This window comes from Streptomyces muensis (assembly GCF_021474425.1).
GTDB classification, from domain to species: Bacteria; Actinomycetota; Actinomycetes; order Streptomycetales; family Streptomycetaceae; genus Streptomyces; species Streptomyces muensis.
The window spans coordinates 1-17145 of the sequence record NZ_JAKEIP010000182.1 but is presented as its reverse complement, the minus strand read 5'-3'; the positions used below and the strand labels follow the sequence as shown (position 1 = coordinate 17145).

Genomic DNA, 17145 nt, shown 5'->3' with positions numbered 1-17145 from the left:
TAGTGCAGGGCCGGCGGTGCCGTGTTCAGCCGCGCGGATACCGCGCCAGCCACGCCGGGGACGCGCCCGCCGGGCCGTGCAGGGCGGGGCCCTGGGTCATCTCCATGGCGAAGTCGTCGGCGAGTTCGAGGATGGTGGGGCGGCCCTCCAGTTCGGCGAGCCAGGCCGGGGGCAGGGCGGTCTCGCCGTGCAGGGCGCCGAGGAGGCCGCCGGTGAGGGCGGCAGCGGCGGCGGAGGGGCCGTCGTGGTTAACGGCGAGACACAGCCCGTGCCGGACGTCCTCGCCGACCAGGGCGCAGTACACGGCGGCCGCGAGCAGCCCGTCCGCCGAGCCGTCGGCCGCGAGCTCCTCGATCCGCGCCGGGGTGGGCATGCCCTGCCGTACGGCGCCCAGGGCGTGCTGCAACGCGTCCGACACGGGTTCGTGCCCCGGCCGCAGGGCGAGCAGCGCGAGTGCCCGCTGGACGGCCCCGTCGAGGCTCTCCCCGCAGGCCAGACCATGCACGATCACGGCGTACGCGCCCGCCGACAGATAGGCGATCGGGTGGCCGTGGGTCTGTGTCGCGCACTCGACGGCGAGCTGTACGACGAGCTGCGGCTCCCAGCCGACGAGCAGCCCGAAGGGCGCGGAACGGGCGACGGCCTCCGGCCCGAGCTCGGCCGGGTTCTTGGGCGACTCCAGCGTGCCCATGGTGTCGTCACCGAGGCCGATGAGAAGCGCGCGGGTCGGGTCGCGGCGGGCGTACAGCCACTCCTCGCGCGCCAGCCACCCGTCGTCCTTGCGGCGCTCGTCGGGTCCCCAGTCCCGCTGGGTGGCGGCCCACCGCAGATAGGCCCGATGCAGGTCGGTGGGCGGATGCCAAGCCCCCGTATCCCGTCTGACCTGGGCTCTTATCAACCCGTCGACGGAGAAGAGGCTCAGCTGCGTGAGATGGGTCACGGCACCGCGCCGCCCGTACGCGAACCCCAGATCGACGAGGCCCTCCGCGCCGTACTGCTCCTGGATCTCCTCGTGCCCGAGCCCGTCGACCGGCGCCCCGAGCGCGTCCCCGACGGCCACGCCCAGCAGTGTGCCGCGCACCCGACTGCGGAAGTCCTGCTGCTCGGTACGGCCCCAGACGGCGCCGAGTGTCGCACCCATCCAGACCTCCCGTGACAGCGACCGTCCGTACGGCCCGACGACCCGTACGACAGTTCGCCACTGTAATCGACCGGAGACGGTCGGTTCAGGGTGCGGATCGGTATGCGAGGTGTAACCGAAGTGGGCGGGAGTGGTCAGTTTTCACCCGTACCAGGTGACATTGCAGACGTAGACGCATTCATGTCGTGGCACGGCGAGAAAGCTGATGAAACCCCGCCCGCCGAGGATGTCGAATTCCCGAAGCCCGCCCTCTCGGTCGAATGGCCGACCGACCTTCACGGAGTCATGGCCGAGTGCGGCCAGTTCGGTGGCGAGCCGTTCCACTTCCGCGACGACCCCGGGTGGCAGTCCGTCCGTGATGTACTCGGCGCTCGGGTTGTAGTCCCATGCCCAGTCCGTCACAGCTTTGCCTCCGCCTCGGCGGCCTCCCTGATCGCGCGGATCTCGGTGATGGCCTCCGTCGGGTCCTGTTCCCCCGCGTCCACGATGCGTTCCAGCTCACGCAGCCGGGCAGCCCTGTCCGGGTGCCGTTCGATCGCCACGAAGACGGCCCAGGAGTGCACGAAGGTCCGGAGCGGAGCGAGGCTCTGTGTCTGCTGGGCGTTCGTCGTGGCCTCGAAGAGGTGCTGCGTCAGGGCTGGGACCCTACTGGGAGCGATGCGCTCGACGGCGGCCCGCAGTGCATCCGGGGTCAGCTCGGGCATGGGGATCAGCGGTCCGTACGGGCCATCGGTCTGGGCGCTCACGGTGACCTCCGGTGCGGGTGACTCGGTCCTCGTACGGTACCGGCGGAGTCGGTGGAGAGGCGTCTGGGCGGCACTTGTCACGGAACTCACCTCGGGACCTCTACGCCGCCACGGCGACCGGACGGCAGTCCCGGCAGCGGCCCGGCCTCGGGGACCGGAATGCCCTGTCGCAGCCGTCGCAGTTCTGGAGCGGGTCGGGGCGAGCGGACTCCGGCAGCCCGGGATCGAACGGTGGGGGCAGGAGGGCGGTGAGGCGGTGGGCCAGGAACCGCGCCGGATGACGTACGCCTTCCCGCGGCAGCCCCGACGAGAGCGTGCGCTGTACGTCGTCGGGAGCGACGCCTCGCTCCAGCCAGGTGACCACGGCGGGCGCGAGGCGGCGTACGTCGTGCTCGGCGAGGTGGAGGCGGGGATCCCGGGTGCGGAGGCCGGCGAGGACGTCGCGGGCTGTGCGGTGGACGGGCAGGTCGGGTGTGTCCGGGACGGAATGCGGTGCGGACGGCGCGGGGCCGGGTTGTTCCGGCTCCTTGGGGTCGGGGGTCGGCTCGCGCCGAGGTGAGGGGGTGGTCGTACGGCCAGTCGTGCGCGCCTGAGGTTGGTTGTACGAGGTCGTTCGCGTCACGATCCGCCCCGACGGCAGGCGCTCCTTGGTGCGTGAGAGATAGCCGTGCTTCTCCAGCTCCCGCAGGCCCGCGGCAATCCGTGTCTCGCCTTCGGGGAACTTCGCCGCGAGGACCTTGATGCCGACGAGGCTTCCGGTCGGGAGGGACTGGATGTGGACGGCGAGTCCGATGGCCGTCAGGGACAGGTCAGGGTGTTGGGCCAGATGGTTTCCGACGACCGTGAATTCTTCGTCGTGGCGATTGTCCACGTGGGCGACTCCGAGGGAGGAACGGGCGGGACGGCGGCGTGCGTGCGCGCTAAAGTGCTGCGAAGTCATCGGGAAGCTCTCTTCTTCCTGGGTGATCAGGCCCTCGTTCGGGATTGCAGTCCCGGCGGGGGCCGTTTCGTGCGTGCGGTTGGCTGTCAGGACCGACGTTGCCCGATCAATTCGCCGACGCGCCAGCGCGATTGATCGCGATCACCCGACCGAGTGAATCGCGTGACCAGGGATGCGGTGCGTGACGGGCTGGGTGGGGCGGGATTGGTTCTTTCCCCGGTTCTTTGTCTTTGGCGTCGGGCGCTGCCGGGTCATCGGTCCACACGATCCGGGACCGGGTCGACTTCCGCCCACACCGTCTTGCAGTTGGCCGGTGCTTCGTCGACGCCCCAACGGTCGGCGTATGCCGCCACGATCAGCAGGCCGCGTCCCGACTCCACTTCATGAGGGTCGTGGCATGCCGGGTCCGGGACCCGTGGGAGCCGGTCGCCCCGAGCGTCCGTCACCTCGATGAGGAGGGTCCCGTCGGCGTGGAGATTGAGTCCCAGCCTGAAGTCCCGGCCCGGGACGCGACCGTGGAGTACGGCGTTCGACGCCAGCTCGGCCACGATGTGCGTCGCATTCCGGAAAGGCCGCCCCCAGTCATCCAGTTGCCGTTCGGTGAGCAGGCGGGCGAGTCGAGCACCTCTTCGAGTTGCGGACAGCTGCACCGAGAAGTGGTGCGTGGGAGCGGTGACTTGGGGGAGGGATTTCGGACTCATGTCACCTAGCGTGGCGAGCCGCTCCTACGCTGAACAGCAACGACCTCGGTACGGAGCGTGACTGTCCGGGCGGGTGACGGGGTCGTACGGCTCGTACGTCGGGAGGGGTGTGAGGGTGGAGGACGAGGAGGCCGAGGCCGTTCTCAGGACGGTCGGACGGCAGATCAAGGCCTGGCGGGAGGCTGCCGGGCTGAAGCAGACGGAGCTCGGGGAGGCGATCGGGTACGGCGGGGAGATGGTCTCGTCGGTCGAGCGGGGGCGGAGGATTCCCAAGCCCGATTTCCTTGACAAGACCGATGAGGTCGTGGGCGCGGGCGGGAAGATCTCCGCAATGAAGGAGGACGTCGAGAGGGCTCGGTATCCGAAGAAGGTTCGGGATCTGGCGAAGCTGGAGGACGAGGCGGTCGAGCTGGGCGCCTACTCCAACCACAATATGCATGGCCTGCTCCAGACCCCGGAGTACGCACGGGCGTTGTTCGCGATGCGGCGACCCTCATACCCGGAGGAAGAGGTCGAGCGACAGGTCGCCGCCCGCATGGCACGACAGCGCGTGTTCGAGCGAACGCCCGCCCCGCTCCTCACTTTTGTCCAGGAAGAGGTGACTCTGCGGCGGCCGATCGGGGGCAGAATGGTGCTGCGGCAACAGCTCGAACGCCTGTTGGAGATCAGCACCTTGAGGCACGTCGAGATCCAGGTGATGCCCACGGACCGCGAGGACCACGCAGGCATGGGCGGACCGATCAGGCTGCTGAAGCTCCAAGACGGCACGGCCCTGGGACACTCCGAGGCACAGTTGCACAGCCGTGTGATCAGTGATCCCAGGGAAGTTCAGATCCTGGATATGCGCTATGGCATGATCCGGGCGCAGGCTCTGACGCCACGCGAGTCGCTTGCCTTCATCGAGAAAGTCCTGGGAGAAGAGACATGACCTCCACCCTGGAGTGGTTCAAGAGCAGTTACAGCAGCAACGACGGCCCCGACTGCGTCGAGGTCGCCATATCCCCCACCACCCCCACCATCCACGTACGCGATTCCAAGGACAAGGACGGGGCACAGCTGGCCTTCACCGACGACACCTGGTCGGCGTTTGTCACCGCCTACTCCGCATAACGCGCCTGGGCCGCGTCACGGGCTGCTTCGAGTGCCGCGATGCGCGGGGCGATGCGGGTTCCGTCGATGCCTGGGCACCTGGCCAGAATGCCGAGCAGGTTGGCCAGCGTGGCCAGCGGCAGCCAGTCGTGCACGCGAGCCAGGAAGCCGCCCAGCTCCTTGTCCACGGCGGACCACTCACCACGGGCGGAGTGGATCAATAGCGGGTTGGTGCCCAGCCACGCGTCGGGCACAGCGTTCGTGGCAGCCTGCCGATACGACATGAACAGCGGCTCGAAGGGGAGGAACTCACTGGCGCTTCCCCTTACCAGAGCCGAGAGAAGGGCTGCCCCGGCCTGCCGTTTCGTTTCATCGGCGTGGTCGCGCATCCACAGGGCGCTGCGGGACGCCTGATCCCAAGAACCGGCCGCAGCGGCGGTGTACCAGCAAAGCTGGACGAGTTCCCAGTCCTCCTCCTGCTCGCCCTTGGCCCCCAGTCCGTCCAGCAGTCGGCACGCCTCGTCGTGCCGTCCGCTCAGGGTCAGAAGCAGCGCGGTGTACCTGGCCCCCAGCACCGGATCCCCGCCGCACGCGACGAACCGCTCGGCATCGGCCAGGGATTGTGAGACCCGGCCGAGCACCATGCCAACCCCCAACCGCGCCTGGTACAGGCCCGCTTGGTCGGGGTCGAGAGCGAGGGCCCGGTCCATGTCGTCCAGCGCCTCGGCGTACCGGCCGCGTGATGTACGCGCCGATGCTCTCTCCACCAGGAAATACAAGTTGTCCGGATCCCTCGCCAGGGCCTGGTCGAGCAGAGCTTCCGCTTCGGCGAACCGTCCCAGCGCCTGCAACGGCCCCGCCTGCAAAACGGTGGGATCCAGGTCGTGCCCCGGCAGCTCCGCGAGCCGATCGGCGTCCGCCAGAGCCTCCTCGTGGTGGCCGGCGTCATGGTGGGCCATGGAGCGAGCCTCCAGGATCCAGCCGGAGTCATCGGCCGCCACCGCCCGGTCCAGGTCGGCGAACTGCCCCTCCTTGTCGCCCAGTTCACCTCGCAATTCCGCCCGGTGCACGAGCGCCCACCCATATTCGGGCTCCAGCTCGATCGCCTGGTCGTAGGCGGCCATCGCCTCCGCATGGCGGTGGAGTTCAGCCAGGGCGTAGCCGCGTCCCGCGTGCGCGGACGCATGGTCGGGGTCGAGGACACAGGCTCGTCCAAGCTCCCGCTCCGCCTCCTCGTACCGCTCCACGATCCGATAGGCGTCTCCCCGCTCCGACGCGATCCACGCATTGTCCGGAGCGAGCTCCGCAGCGCGGTCGAGATCGGCGAACGACTCCTCCAGCGCCCCCTGCCCCCGATACACCTCGGCCCGGTGCACCAGAGCCCACAGGTAGTCCTCATCGATTCCCAGCGCCCGGTCGAAGTCACGCAACGCGCCTTCGGCATCGCCCATCTCAAAGCGGCTGTACGCCCGGACCGCCCATGCCATGGCGTGCACCGGTTCGAGCGCGATCACGCGGTCACAGGCCGCCACCACGTCGTCGTGCCGCCCCAACCGCTGAAGGGTCAACGCGTACTCGTCGATGATCCACGTCGCGTCGGGCCGGAGCTCCTCGGCTCGTTCCAGGTCCGCGAGCGCCGCCGCGGCATCGCCCAGGGCCCCATGTGTGACGCCCCGCCCGTAATGAGCCCTCGCCGAGCGCGGATCCAGCGCGAGAGCACGGTCGTACTCGTCGAGGGCCCGGTCGTACCGGGCCTCTCGTAACAGCTCCCGTCCCCGCAGACCGTGCGCCTCAGCACGTGCCGACGCCTCGAGTCCGGGGCGGTTCAGCAGCAGGTCCGCCACCGCCAGGACGCCGTCCCCCTCCCGCGAGAGCACGTCGAGCAGTTCCCGCCCCCAGGCTTCCACCTCCCCCGCGCCCGCGTCCGTACCCGCGTCCGCCAGGGCCTGCGCACAGGCCCGGGCTGCCACCGGGTCCGTGTGGCACGCCTCGACCACGTCCGCGAGGGCCTGGCTCAGTGCTGGGCGGGGCCTGGCGCACAGGAGGTGGTACAGCTCCGCCGTGCGCAGCTCACGCCAGGTCTCGTCGAGCCACAGCTCGTCGTTGGCGAGCCCGTCTGCGGCGTCCTCGCGCCATCCGCCGAATGCCTCAGCGAGGCTCGCGTGGCGTTCGGCCCAAGGGCGCGGGGCCCGGTTCCGCTGGAGCCTGAGCATCGCCGTACGCACCACGTCGTGGTAGCGGGTCCCACTCGCCCGCTCGCTGACGAACGGCAGTTCACGCAGCCAGGCGTACGAGCTTTCCGCCTCGTCCTTCACGACCACGCGGAAGACGTCCTCGTCGAGATGGCGCGGGAAGGCGCACGCCAGGGCTGCCTCGCGGCGCACCGGGTTCCGTTCCCACTTCAGGAACCGCTCGACGGCCGTGGCCGCCGGATCGTCCACCTCACCCGGGGTGCCGCCCGGCTGCTCCCCGAGGGTGGACACGAGCAGGGGAAGCCGGTCGGACAACCGCAGCACCTCCTGTACGACCCCTTCGTCCCGCACTCCTTTCGCCGCGAGGAGCTGCCGCGCTTCGGACTCGGTGAAGGGCTCCAGCGGGAACTCGGTGACGAAGCCCGCGTAGTCCCCCCAGCGGGCGGGGTCCGGACCGTGACGGCCGGCCAGGGTGACGACGACGTTCGCGGGGAGCGTGCCGTAGCGGCCGGTCGTGATCACGTCCAGGAGCCAGCCGTCCAGGAAGGTGCCAGTGCGCTCGTAGGTGTCGAAGAACAGCGCGATTCCGGGAGTGCTCTCGGCGATCCGGTTCAGCTCCGCCAGGAACACGGGCGTCAGCACCCGCAGCGGCTCCAGGAGGAGCTGAACGTCGTCGTGGTTGCGGAAACGGGCGCTGAGCAGAGCTCGCAACTGGTCGGTTCGATGGGCGACCTGGGTCGAGTCCAGCGCTCCGGCGAACGCCCCGACACCGGGCACCATGCCCAGCCCGATGAGGCCTGCTTGTGCCGCCACCATGCTGCCCGCGGAGGGCCCTGGGGCGGCACCGGGCTCCGCCTCCTGTTCCCCGGCCACGGCTTCGGCCTCATGCCGCCGCTGACGATAGGCGGACAGCATCTTGTCGAGTGCCTTCAACTCCCTTCCGATGCTGGCGAGTTGAGCACTGATGGCGGCCATGGCGTCCGGGACGCTGTGCACCGTCTCGTCCAGCATGGCGGTCGCCGCTCCGCAGTCGGCCGCGACCTGTTTCAACTCCCGCAGCAGGGAGGATTTTCCGACACCGCCCGTGCCGTGGACGTGGAAGACGAAGCTGTGCCGTTCGTCATCCGGTGGCACGTCGAAATTCCCTCGGAAACGGTCGATCTCGGCGCGCCGCCCGACGAACCCCGCACGTTTGCGCCGCCCGATCAGCTCCTGCATCGACGGCCGCGTCGGCCTCATCCGCCTCACCCCGTAGTCGGCCTGCCCGAGTCCTGGTCTTCATTCTGGCCCGATCGATCTGGATCACACCGCCCCGGGCAGGGAAAGATGGCCCGCATGCCAACCACACCCCCACGCACCGCACTTCACCTCGCCGCCACCCTCCTCACCGGCACCGCCGCCCTCTACATCGCCCTCGTCGCCTTCGGCAACATCACCGACTTCGGTACGAACCAGCAGTTCGTGCAGCACGTCCTGGCGATGGATACGACGTTCAAGGACGACGACCTGATGTGGAGAGCCGTCACCAGCAAGGGACTTCAGAACGCCGCCTACGTCGCGATCATCGTCTGGGAGAGCGTCGCCGCGCTCGTGCTGATATACGGGACGTGGCTGTGGGCCCGGCGCGACGACGCGCGTGCCCGCCGTTTCTCCACCTACGGTCTGCTGATGCTGATGCTGCTGTTCGGCGCCGGGTTCATCGCGATCGGCGGTGAGTGGTTCTCCATGTGGCAGTCGGGGGACTGGAACGGGCTGGACGCGGCGACCCGGGTGTTCCTGTTCAGCGGGGTCGTACTGATCGTCAACCACCTGCCGCGCGAGAACTGACACCGCTTCAGTGACGCAGGGCCCATTTCTGGACCGACTCCAGGGGCCCTGCCGAGAAGCGCCGCAGCCAGAGGGTGGAGCCCGCCATGAGGATCGCGCAGACCGTGACCCACAGGCCCACCACCCACCAGGGCCCGGTGTCGCCGAGCCGCTCCGCCAGGCCCAGGCCGATGCCGTACGAGACGAGCACGCACAGCACGTTCTGCAGGACATAGCCGGACAGGGCGGTGCGTCCGACGGAGGTCAGGCCCGTCATGAGCGGGCCCGGCTTGCGTACCCGGTCCACCAGGGCGCCGATCAGGCCGATGTAGCCGAGGGCCAGCAGCGGGGCGGCGGCGTAGCGGGCCAGGAGGAAGAAGTCCTGGCCCGCCAGGGTCGCCGCCACGTTGAGCGGCAGGCCGAGGCCCAGGCCCCAGGCCAGCAGGCGGGAGCGCAGCCGGCGGCCCGTCTCGTCCGCGCCGAACGCGCCCGCCCGGAACAGCCGTACGCCCAGCAGGAAGAGGAAGAGCAGGAGGAAGAAGGTCAGGACCGGCTCCATGCGGAGCGCTATCGCGTTCTCCAGGCGGAAGGCGATCTGCTCCGAGTAGCCGCCGTGCGCGTACAGCTCCACGACTTCCTCGGAGACCGGGTCGTCCGCGTTGTCGCCGGTCAGGGCCAGGGCCGCCGTCAGCAGGGCCATGAACGTGAGATGGATGCCCGCCGCCCACCACATCACCCGCCGCTGGGCCCGTTCCGAGCGGGTCAGCAGCCAGGCGACGAGGAGCGCGGTGACGGCGTACCCCATCAGTACGTCCCAGGCGAAGACCAGCACGAAGTGCACCGTGCCCTCGGCGAACAGGAACAGCGCCCGCCACCGGTAGCGCCCCGGCCACGGCTGCCCGCGCCGCGCCGCCGAGGCGTACTGGATGGCCAGCCCCACGCCGAACAGGAGCGTCAGCAGCGACAGGAACTTGCCGTTCGCCAGCACACTGAACGTGCCCTCGACGACCCCGGCCGACGAACCGGACTGCAGGGCTCCCCACTCCGCGCCCGGCCCGGTGAAGATCCATACGTTCGTCATCAGCGTGCCCAGGATGGCCACCCCGCGCAGTACGTCGAGGAGAGGCAGTCGTCGGCCGCCGGGTGCCGGCTTCGTCTCCGGTACCCGCCCCACCACCGTGTCGTCCGTGTGCGTCATGCCTTCATCGTCACGGCGGCAGCGGCCCGAATCCTCATGAACGATGCCGAACCTGCCGTACATCGAAGGATGCAGCGGGACGCCGACGACTCCTACTTGACCACGACCACCGGCGTCCCCGTCTCCCCGAACGTCCACAGCGCGTCACCGTCGGCCGCGCGCGTGCGGACCCCGCCGGTCTGCTTGCCCTCGGCCGGCGGGGGCGAGGAGCCGTCGACGGCGTTGGAGAAGGCGATGGAGATGCCCGACTTCGCGGCGAAGTAGATGATGTTCTCGATCTGCACGCCGTCCGAGCCCGTGGTGGCCATGGTGCGCGAGGACACCGTGTAACTGCCGAGGTCCGGGCTCACCGTGCCCGGCCAGACGGTGAAGGTACGGCGGGACGCGTCGCTCGCGTCGACCAGCCACACCCGCTTCTGGCCGAGGGAGTACACGATCCGGCGTCCCGTGCCCGAGCCGTCCGGTACGACCGTGGACTCGGCGGCCTTCGACGGGGCGGGGCTCGCGCCCGGTGACGCCGAGGCGCTCGGGCGGGCCGTCGCCGTGGCCGTCGGATGCGGCCCCTTGTCGGCCTGTACGGCGAGGACGGTGACGGCGGCTATCGCTCCCACCGTCAGACCGGTCACCCAGACCTTGGGAGCAGGCACGGCACGCATCTCCTCAGCTGCACAAGCTACGGGAACCCCTCCAGCGGGGGTCGGATCATCGTACCGACCCCCGCGGGGCGGACTTCCTCAGTCCAGCACCGGCAGCAGCTCCGGCAGATGCCCGTCCGAGGCCGCCGCCGCCCGCTGCCGCTCCTCCGGCACCTCGCCGTACAGGGTCGTGCGGGGCCTGGCAGGGCGGCCCGCCGCCTCCGCGACGGCCACCAGGTCGCGTACGGACTTGTACGAGCCGTACGACGAACCCGCCATCCGCGAGATCGTCTCCTCCATCAGCGTGCCGCCGAGGTCGTTGGCGCCGGAGCGGAGCATCTCGGCCGCGCCCTCGGTGCCGAGCTTGACCCAGCTGGTCTGGATGTTGGGGATGTGCGGGTGGAGGAGGAGGCGGGCCATGGCCGTGACCGCGCGGTTGTCGCGGATCGTCGGGCCGGGGCGGGCGATGCCGGCCAGGTAGACCGGGGCGTTGGTGTGGATGAAGGGGAGCGTCACGAACTCCGTGAAGCCGCCGGTGCGTTGCTGGATGCCGGCCAGGGTGCGCAGATGGCCGAGCCAGTGGCGGGGCTGGTCGACATGGCCGTACATCATCGTGGACGAGGAGCGGATGCCGAGCTCGTGCGCGGTCGTGATCACCTCGATCCAGGTGGCCGTGGGCAGCTTGCCCTTGGTCAGGACCCAGCGGACCTCGTCGTCGAGGATCTCGGCGGCGGTACCGGGGATGGAGTCCAGGCCGGCCTCCTTCGCGGCGGTCAGCCACTCCCTGATCGACATGCCGGTGCGGGTGGCGCCGTTGACGACCTCCATGGGTGAGAAGGCGTGCACGTGCATGCCGGGGACCCGCTCCTTCACCGCCTTCGCGATGTCGAAGTACGCCGTCCCGGGCAGGTCCGGGTGGATACCGCCCTGCATGCAGACCTCCACCGCGCCCACGTCCCAGGCCTGCTGGGCGCGGTCGGCGACCTGGTCCAGGGAGAGCGTGTAGGCGTCGGCGTCCGTCCTGCGCTGTGCGAAGGCGCAGAAACGGCAGCCCGTGTAGCAGACGTTGGTGAAGTTGATGTTGCGGGTGACGATGTACGTCACGTCGTCGCCGACCGCCGATTTACGGACGTCGTCGGCGATCCGGGTGAGCGCGTCCAGCGCCGGGCCGTCCGCGTGCAGCAGCGCGAGCGCCTCGGCGTCGGTCAGCTTCGTCGGGTCGTCGGCGGCGACGCGCAGCGCCTCGCGGACGTCGGTGTCGATGCGCTCCGGCGCCATGCCGGGCGCGGCGGCCTCGCGCAGGGCGCCCCAGTCGCCGTACACCTCGTCGAAGTCGTCGCGGCGGTCGTGCGTACGGCCCTCGGTGTCGATGGTGGTGTGCAGGTCGGTGCGGCCGGAGGAGACGAAGGCCTCCTCGGGCTCCTGCCAGGGGTGGCCCTCGACGGTCGCGTCGGGGCGGGCGAGGCCGGTCTCCGGGTCGGCGAGCGCCCGTACGTGCGGCAGCAGCCGGGGGTCCAGCCAGGGCTCGCCGCGCTGGACGAACTCCGGGTAGACGCAGAGGCGTTCACGCAGCTCGAAGCCGGCCGCCTTCGAGCGCTCGGCCAGCTCCTCGATCTGCGGCCAGGGGCGTTCGGGGTTGACGTGGTCGATGGTGAGCGGGGAGACGCCGCCCCAGTCGTCGATGCCGGCGCCGATCAGCCGCTCGTACTCGCTGTCGACGAGGTTGGGCGGGGCCTGGATGTTGGCGGCCGGACCCATGATGTGGCGGGCGACGGCGACCGTGGCGAGAAGTTCGTCGAGTTCCGCGTCCGGCATGCCGCGCATCGCGGTGTCCGGCTTGGCGCGGAAGTTCTGGATGATCAGTTCCTGGATGCCGTGGTAGGAGCGGGAGATCTTGCGCAGCGCGAAGAGGGACTCCGCGCGCTCCTCGTACGTCTCGCCGATGCCGATCAGGATCCCGGACGTGAAGGGGACGGAGGAGCGGCCCGCGTCCTCCAGCACCCGAAGGCGGACGGCGGGCTCCTTGTCCGGGGAGCCGTGGTGCGGGCCGCCGGGCTCGGACCACAGCCGGGTCGCCGTCGTCTCCAGCATCATGCCCATCGACGGGGCGACCGGCTTGAGTCGCTGGAAGTCGGTCCAGGTCATCACGCCCGGGTTGAGGTGGGGCAGCAGGCCCGTCTCCTCCAGGATGCGGATGGAGATGGCGCGGACGTAGGCGATGGTGTCGTCGTAGCCGTGCGCGTCCAGCCACTCCCGCGCCTCCGGCCAGCGGTCCTCCGGCTTGTCGCCGAGGGTGATGAGGGCTTCCTTGCAGCCGAGGGCCGCGCCCTTGCGGGCGATGTCCAGGACCTCGTCGGGGGACATGAACATCCCGTGGCCCGCGCGGCGGAGTTTGCCGGGGACCGTGACGAAGGTGCAGTAGTGGCATTTATCCCGGCACAGGCGGGTGAGGGGGATGAAGACGCTCTTCGAGTACGTGATGACGCCGGGGCGCTCCGCTTGTTCGAGGCCGGCGTCCCGTACTCGGGCGGCGGACGCGGCGAGGTCGGTGAGGGCCTCGCCGCGGGCCTGGAGGAGTACGGCGGCCTCGGAGACGTCGAGGGTGACGCCGTCCCGGGCGCGTTTGAGGGCGCGACGCATGGAGTTCTCGGTCGGGCCGGTTCCGGTTCCGGGGGTCGCGGGAGTCGTCATTCCTTGAGCATACGTTCGGGCTCTGCCGGTTCAGCGGGGGTCGGGGATGGCGGTGGGGCCTATGGTGCGTTGCCGGGTGCGGGTGCGTTGTGGCTGGTCGCGCAGTTCCCCGCGCCCCTAAGTCGGATGCCCGTCCGTCGGCTACAAGTATTCGGCGTAGTCGTCCAGGACTCGCAGTACGTCCGCCTCCCCTGCCGGAGGCAACTGCACCACGACCTCCTCGATCCCGAGCTCCGCATAGTGCGCCAGCTTCCCCGCGCTCGGGTACACCGCGTACGGGACCACCTGGAGCGTCTCCGGGTCGCGGCCGGCGTCCGTCCAGGTGGAGCGCAGCACGGGCAGGGTTTCGGACAGGCCGCGGCCGCCGATCGGCATCCAGCCGTCGGCGTACTCGCTGATGTGGGCGAACAGCTTCGGCCCGGCCGCGCCCCCGATGAGCGTGCGGGGGCCGTTGACCTTCGGGGTGCGCGGCTTCTGGACCGGCTTGGGGAAGGCGAAGCTGGCCCGGACCCCGCCGAACTCGCCCTCGTACGCCGTGGGTTCCTCCGCCCACAGCGCCCACATCAAAGCCATCCGGTCCCTGACGAGTTCGCGGCGCGTGCGCCAGTCCACGCCGTGGTCGGCGGCCTCCTCGACGTTCCAGCCGAAGCCGAGGCCGAGGGTGAAGCGGCCGCCGGACAGGTGGTCCAGGGTGGCGATCTGCTTGGCCAGGTCGATCGGGTCGTGCTGGGCGACCAGGGTGATGCCGGTGCCGAGGCCGAGCCGTTCGGTGACGGCGGCGGCCTGGCCGAGGGTGACGAAGGGGTCGAGGGTGCGGCCGTACTCGGGCGGCAGGTCGCCGCCGGCCGGGTACGGGGTGGTCCGCTCGACCGGGATGTGGGTGTGCTCGGGCAGGTACAGCCCGGCGAACCCGCGCTGCTCCAGCTCACGGGCGAGCCGGATCGGGGTGATGGTCTCGTCGGTGAGGAAGATCGTGACGGAGATGCGCATGACTGCATCTGTACCGCGCGGCCGTTCAGATGTCCATACCGACCGGTCGGCACAGATTTCACGGCGGCTACCGGTCGGCCATCGGTCGGCTGCCGATTGTCTGCCGATTCCCTTCCCTTGTACGGCAGTTCACGGCTGAATACGAGAGTTGCACGCACCACCACTGCACCACCCACGCCCTGTCACTCACGACGACCTGGGGAGCAGCAGCATGTGCGAGGACGATCACGCGGGCCACGCGGGCCACGCCGGGCTGGGAAGACGCGCGCTGTTCGTGACGGGCGCCGCCGCCGCGCTTACGTTGGGAAGCGTGACCTTCGCCAGCGGCGCCGACGACACCCAGGACGCGGAGACCCGCACCGTGCGGGGCACCCTGCCGCCCGGGTCCCCCGACTTCGTGTACCTGCCGGTCGAAGTGCCGTCCGGGGTACGGGAGATCAAGGTCTCCTACACCTACGAGAAGCCGTCCGTCCCGGCCGGCACCCCGGGCAACGCCCTCGACATCGGCATCTTCGACTGGCGCGGCACCGAGCTCGGCGGCCGTGGCTTCCGGGGCTGGTCGGGCGGGGCACGCACGGAGTTCTTCATCCGGGCGGACGAGGCGACGCCGGGGTACATCCCGGGCCCGGTCCGCGAGGGCACGTGGTACATCGCGCTGGGCCCCTACACGGTGGCGCCGCAGGGGCTGCCGTACGAGGTCACCATCACGCTGACGTACGGCGAGCCCGGCGAGGCCGTCGAGCCGACGTACCCGCCGGACCGGGCGAAGGGCCGGGGGCGGGCCTGGTACCGGGGCGACTGCCACCTCCACTCCTGGTACTCCGACGGCCGCCGCACGCCCGCCGAGATCGCGGCGCTGGCGCGGGCGGCGGGGCTGGACTTCATCAACAGCTCGGAGCACAACACGCACTCGGCGCACGCGCACTGGGCGGACGTGGCCGGCGACGACCTCCTGGTCATGCTGGGCGAGGAGGTCACGACCCGCAACGGCCACGTGGTGGCGCTCGGCACCGAACCGGGCACCTTCGTGGACTGGCGCTACCGGGCCCGGGACAACCGCTTCGGCCGGTTCGCCCGGCAGATCCGCCGGGCCGGCGGCCTCGTCGTGCCCGCCCATCCGCACGCCACCTGCGTCGGCTGCAACTGGAAGTTCGGCTTCGGCGAGGCGGACGCGGTCGAGGTGTGGAACGGGCCCTACACCCCGGACGACGAGGTGGCCCTCGCCGACTGGGACAGCATGCTGGTGGCCTCGGTGCGGGAGGGTCGTGACTGGATCCCGGCCATGGGCAACAGCGACGCCCACCGCGACCCCGACCCGGTCGGCAGCCCGCAGACGGTGGTCCTGGCCGACGACCTGACGCGCGAGGCGATCCAGGAGGGCATCAGGGCGGGGCGGTCGTACGTCGCCGAGTCGAAGAACGTCTCCCTGGCCTTCGGCGTGTCCGGCGCCAAGGGCGAACACGCCGGCATCGGCGAACGGCTGAGGGCCGACCCGAACACGCCGGTCACGGTCCGCCTGGAGGCCTCGGGCGCCCCCCGCTGCACGGTCCGCTTCGTCACCGACCAGGGCGTCCTGTTCACCAGCCCGCCGCTGCCGGTGGCCGGGTCGGGGGTCGTGGAGTGGCGTACCACGCCGTCGTACGCGGCCTACGTACGGGCGGAGCTACGGCACGAGGCGGCGGTGGGGCCGCTGCCGGGGGCGCTGGCGGCGTTCACGAACCCGGTCTTCCTGGGGCGTTAGGCCCCGGGCCGTGTCCGCCGGTGGACCCGCCGTCTCTCGTCGAGGAAACGTGGGAGACATTGAAGAGCACCGCCGCCACCGCCGGACAAGGAGCCCTCGACACCATGCCCCGCCCCGCTCGCTCGGAGACCAAGTACCGCGTCGTCACCACGGTCCAGCGCCGCCTCAACGCCGTCATGCGCCGCCTGCCGACCCACACCCTCCTGGAGACGACGGGCCGTGCCTCCGGCCTGCCCCGTCGCACCCCGGTCGGCGGGCGCCGGGTCGGCGACTCGTTCTGGCTGGTCTCCGAGTTCGGCGAGCGTTCCCAGTACGTCCGCAACATCAAGGCCGACCCCCGGGTACGGATCCGCCTCCGCGGGCGCTGGCACACCGGCACGGCCCATCTCCTGCCGGACGACGACACCACCGCCCGGCTGCGCGCCCTGCCCCGGCTCAACAGCGCCGCGGTCCGGGCGGTGGGGGTCGGGCAGCTGACGGTGCGGGTGGATCTGGACGGGTGAGCGGTGGCGGCCGGGAGGGGCAGGCTGGTACCCAACCAGCCTCGTGATTCGGCTTCTTGACATGCCGTCACCCCTTTACTGGAATGAACACCCGACGACGCCGCGACACACACGGGGGCCGCATGTCCGTACGGATCCGGCTGCCCGACCCGGAAGGCTCCCGTGCCTTCCTCCTGGGTACCGCCACCCACGGGTCCGACGAGTCACCGGACCTGCCGGCCGTGGCGAACAACCTGGAGGACCTGCGCGCCGTCCTGACCTCGCCGCTGGGCTCCTTCGCCGCCGGGCACTGCGACGTACTCCTCGATCCGCCCGATCTGATCCCGTTCTTCGACGGGCTGAACCGCCGGGCCGCCGAGGCCACCGACACCCTGCTGATCTACTTCGCGGGGCACGGCCCGCACTCCATGCGCGACCGGCTGCGCGAGCTCGTGCACGCGTCCCCGGCGACGAACAAGATCGTGATCGTCGACGGCGGCATCGCGCGGGAACTGGACGTCGAGAGCTGCTGCCTGCTGGCCTCGGCCCCGGCCGACGCGAACCCACAGGCCCCGGCCCCGCCGGGCATGCGGAACACGGCCTTCACCGGCGCTCTCCTCGGCCTGCTGCGGCACGGCATCCCGGCGGCCGGACCGCTGCTCTCCGTCGGCGCCCTCGGCGACGAACTGCGCCGCAGCGCCCACCGCCAGGGCCTCCCGCTGCCGGGTCAGCGGTCACACGGCACCGCGGCGCACATCGCCCTCGCCCGCAACCTCGCCGCCCCCGTCACCGC

General features: G+C 70.6%; 15 protein-coding genes and 1 pseudogene. 6 read left to right on the top strand and 10 right to left on the bottom strand.

All coding sequences use genetic code 11. The annotated features are described in order from the left end of the window. Nucleotides 1-25 precede the first annotated feature (25 nt). The 5 genes from L0P92_RS31240 to L0P92_RS31220 form a co-directional block, all read right to left on the bottom strand. Nucleotides 26-1141, bottom strand: a complete 1116-nt coding sequence (locus tag L0P92_RS31240; RefSeq protein ID WP_234766412.1) for an ADP-ribosylglycohydrolase family protein — start codon at nucleotides 1139-1141, stop codon at nucleotides 26-28. A 141-nt stretch (nucleotides 1142-1282) separates the two neighbouring features. Beyond that, nucleotides 1283-1543: a hypothetical protein gene (locus L0P92_RS31235; protein WP_234766411.1), complete on the bottom strand. Its 261-nt coding sequence runs from the start codon at nucleotides 1541-1543 to the stop codon at nucleotides 1283-1285. Beyond that, nucleotides 1540-1887 (bottom strand): DUF6247 family protein, encoded by a 348-nt coding sequence (locus L0P92_RS31230; RefSeq protein WP_234766410.1) that lies wholly within the window; start codon nucleotides 1885-1887, stop codon nucleotides 1540-1542. The genes L0P92_RS31235 and L0P92_RS31230 overlap by 4 nt, the downstream gene beginning before the upstream one ends. 100 nt (nucleotides 1888-1987) lie before the next feature. Beyond that, nucleotides 1988-2827: a helix-turn-helix domain-containing protein gene (locus tag L0P92_RS31225; protein ID WP_234766409.1), complete on the bottom strand. Its 840-nt coding sequence runs from the start codon at nucleotides 2825-2827 to the stop codon at nucleotides 1988-1990. Nucleotides 2828-3078: 251 nt separating this feature from the next. Continuing rightward, complete coding sequence (locus tag L0P92_RS31220) at nucleotides 3079-3528, bottom strand: ATP-binding protein (RefSeq protein WP_234766408.1); 450 nt, start codon at nucleotides 3526-3528, stop codon at nucleotides 3079-3081. Nucleotides 3529-3643: 115 nt separating this feature from the next. Between L0P92_RS31220 and L0P92_RS31215 the strand changes: the two genes are divergently transcribed. Together L0P92_RS31215 and L0P92_RS31210 are read left to right on the top strand one after the other, a co-directional pair. Beyond that, the gene (locus L0P92_RS31215; protein ID WP_234766407.1) at nucleotides 3644-4456 is read left to right on the top strand and encodes a helix-turn-helix domain-containing protein; all 813 of its coding nucleotides are present in this window, start codon (nucleotides 3644-3646) and stop codon (nucleotides 4454-4456) included. Beyond that, a complete protein-coding gene (locus L0P92_RS31210; protein WP_234766406.1) occupies nucleotides 4453-4638 on the top strand; it encodes a DUF397 domain-containing protein in 186 nt (61 codons plus the stop codon). Before L0P92_RS31215 ends, L0P92_RS31210 begins: the two co-directional genes overlap by 4 nt. Here L0P92_RS31210 and L0P92_RS31205 read toward each other — a convergent pair. Then, nucleotides 4626-8048 carry an ATP-binding protein gene (locus L0P92_RS31205; RefSeq protein ID WP_234766405.1) on the bottom strand — a complete coding sequence of 1141 codons (3423 nt, stop codon included), beginning with the start codon at nucleotides 8046-8048 and terminating at the stop codon, nucleotides 4626-4628. The genes L0P92_RS31210 and L0P92_RS31205 overlap by 13 nt on opposite strands. Nucleotides 8049-8144: 96 nt before the next feature. Here L0P92_RS31205 and L0P92_RS31200 point away from each other — a divergent pair, with 96 nt between their 5' ends. Further along, on the top strand, nucleotides 8145-8636 hold the full coding sequence (locus L0P92_RS31200) for a DUF2165 domain-containing protein (RefSeq protein WP_234766404.1): 492 nt from the start codon (nucleotides 8145-8147) through the stop codon (nucleotides 8634-8636). 7 nt (nucleotides 8637-8643) lie between these two features. On the opposite strand, the gene L0P92_RS31195 is transcribed toward L0P92_RS31200, so the two are convergent. From L0P92_RS31195 to L0P92_RS31180, 4 genes are all read right to left on the bottom strand, one after another. After that, nucleotides 8644-9813, bottom strand: a complete 1170-nt coding sequence (locus L0P92_RS31195; protein WP_234766403.1) for a DUF418 domain-containing protein — start codon at nucleotides 9811-9813, stop codon at nucleotides 8644-8646. 92 nt (nucleotides 9814-9905) lie between these two features. Continuing rightward, on the bottom strand, nucleotides 9906-10469 hold the full coding sequence (locus tag L0P92_RS31190) for a hypothetical protein (protein ID WP_234766402.1): 564 nt from the start codon (nucleotides 10467-10469) through the stop codon (nucleotides 9906-9908). A 78-nt stretch (nucleotides 10470-10547) separates the two neighbouring features. Further along, nucleotides 10548-13139: a bifunctional FO biosynthesis protein CofGH gene (locus L0P92_RS31185; protein WP_234766401.1), complete on the bottom strand. Its 2592-nt coding sequence runs from the start codon at nucleotides 13137-13139 to the stop codon at nucleotides 10548-10550. Between the two features lie 141 nt (nucleotides 13140-13280). Next, complete coding sequence (locus L0P92_RS31180; RefSeq protein ID WP_234766400.1) at nucleotides 13281-14129, bottom strand: LLM class F420-dependent oxidoreductase; 849 nt, start codon at nucleotides 14127-14129, stop codon at nucleotides 13281-13283. A gap of 211 nt (nucleotides 14130-14340) precedes the next feature. On the opposite strand from L0P92_RS31180, the gene L0P92_RS31175 reads away from it, so the two are divergent. The 3 genes and pseudogenes from L0P92_RS31175 to L0P92_RS31165 form a co-directional block, all read left to right on the top strand. Then, complete coding sequence (locus tag L0P92_RS31175) at nucleotides 14341-15870, top strand: CehA/McbA family metallohydrolase (RefSeq protein WP_234766399.1); 1530 nt, start codon at nucleotides 14341-14343, stop codon at nucleotides 15868-15870. Nucleotides 15871-15974: 104 nt separating this feature from the next. Next, the gene (locus tag L0P92_RS31170; RefSeq protein ID WP_234766398.1) at nucleotides 15975-16373 is read left to right on the top strand and encodes a nitroreductase/quinone reductase family protein; all 399 of its coding nucleotides are present in this window, start codon (nucleotides 15975-15977) and stop codon (nucleotides 16371-16373) included. A gap of 122 nt (nucleotides 16374-16495) precedes the next feature. Then, nucleotides 16496-17145, top strand: a pseudogene (locus L0P92_RS31165) (hypothetical protein); the annotation flags it as partial.

Excerpts from the sequence above, each read along its gene's own strand:
- L0P92_RS31200 (WP_234766404.1), top strand. The coding sequence starts at position 8,145 with ATGCCAACCACACCCCCACGCACCGCACTTCACCTCGCCGCCACCCTC.
- L0P92_RS31190 (WP_234766402.1), bottom strand. The coding sequence starts at position 10,469 with ATGCGTGCCGTGCCTGCTCCCAAGGTCTGGGTGACCGGTCTGACGGTG.
- L0P92_RS31220 (WP_234766408.1), bottom strand. The coding sequence starts at position 3,528 with ATGAGTCCGAAATCCCTCCCCCAAGTCACCGCTCCCACGCACCACTTC.
- L0P92_RS31205 (WP_234766405.1), bottom strand. The coding sequence starts at position 8,048 with ATGAGGCCGACGCGGCCGTCGATGCAGGAGCTGATCGGGCGGCGCAAA.
- L0P92_RS31240 (WP_234766412.1), bottom strand. The coding sequence starts at position 1,141 with ATGGGTGCGACACTCGGCGCCGTCTGGGGCCGTACCGAGCAGCAGGAC.
- L0P92_RS31210 (WP_234766406.1), top strand. The coding sequence starts at position 4,453 with ATGACCTCCACCCTGGAGTGGTTCAAGAGCAGTTACAGCAGCAACGAC.
- L0P92_RS31225 (WP_234766409.1), bottom strand. The coding sequence starts at position 2,827 with ATGACTTCGCAGCACTTTAGCGCGCACGCACGCCGCCGTCCCGCCCGT.
- L0P92_RS31175 (WP_234766399.1), top strand. The coding sequence starts at position 14,341 with ATGTGCGAGGACGATCACGCGGGCCACGCGGGCCACGCCGGGCTGGGA.
- L0P92_RS31180 (WP_234766400.1), bottom strand. The coding sequence starts at position 14,129 with ATGCGCATCTCCGTCACGATCTTCCTCACCGACGAGACCATCACCCCG.
- L0P92_RS31185 (WP_234766401.1), bottom strand. The coding sequence starts at position 13,139 with ATGACGACTCCCGCGACCCCCGGAACCGGAACCGGCCCGACCGAGAAC.
- L0P92_RS31195 (WP_234766403.1), bottom strand. The coding sequence starts at position 9,813 with ATGACGCACACGGACGACACGGTGGTGGGGCGGGTACCGGAGACGAAG.
- L0P92_RS31170 (WP_234766398.1), top strand. The coding sequence starts at position 15,975 with ATGCCCCGCCCCGCTCGCTCGGAGACCAAGTACCGCGTCGTCACCACG.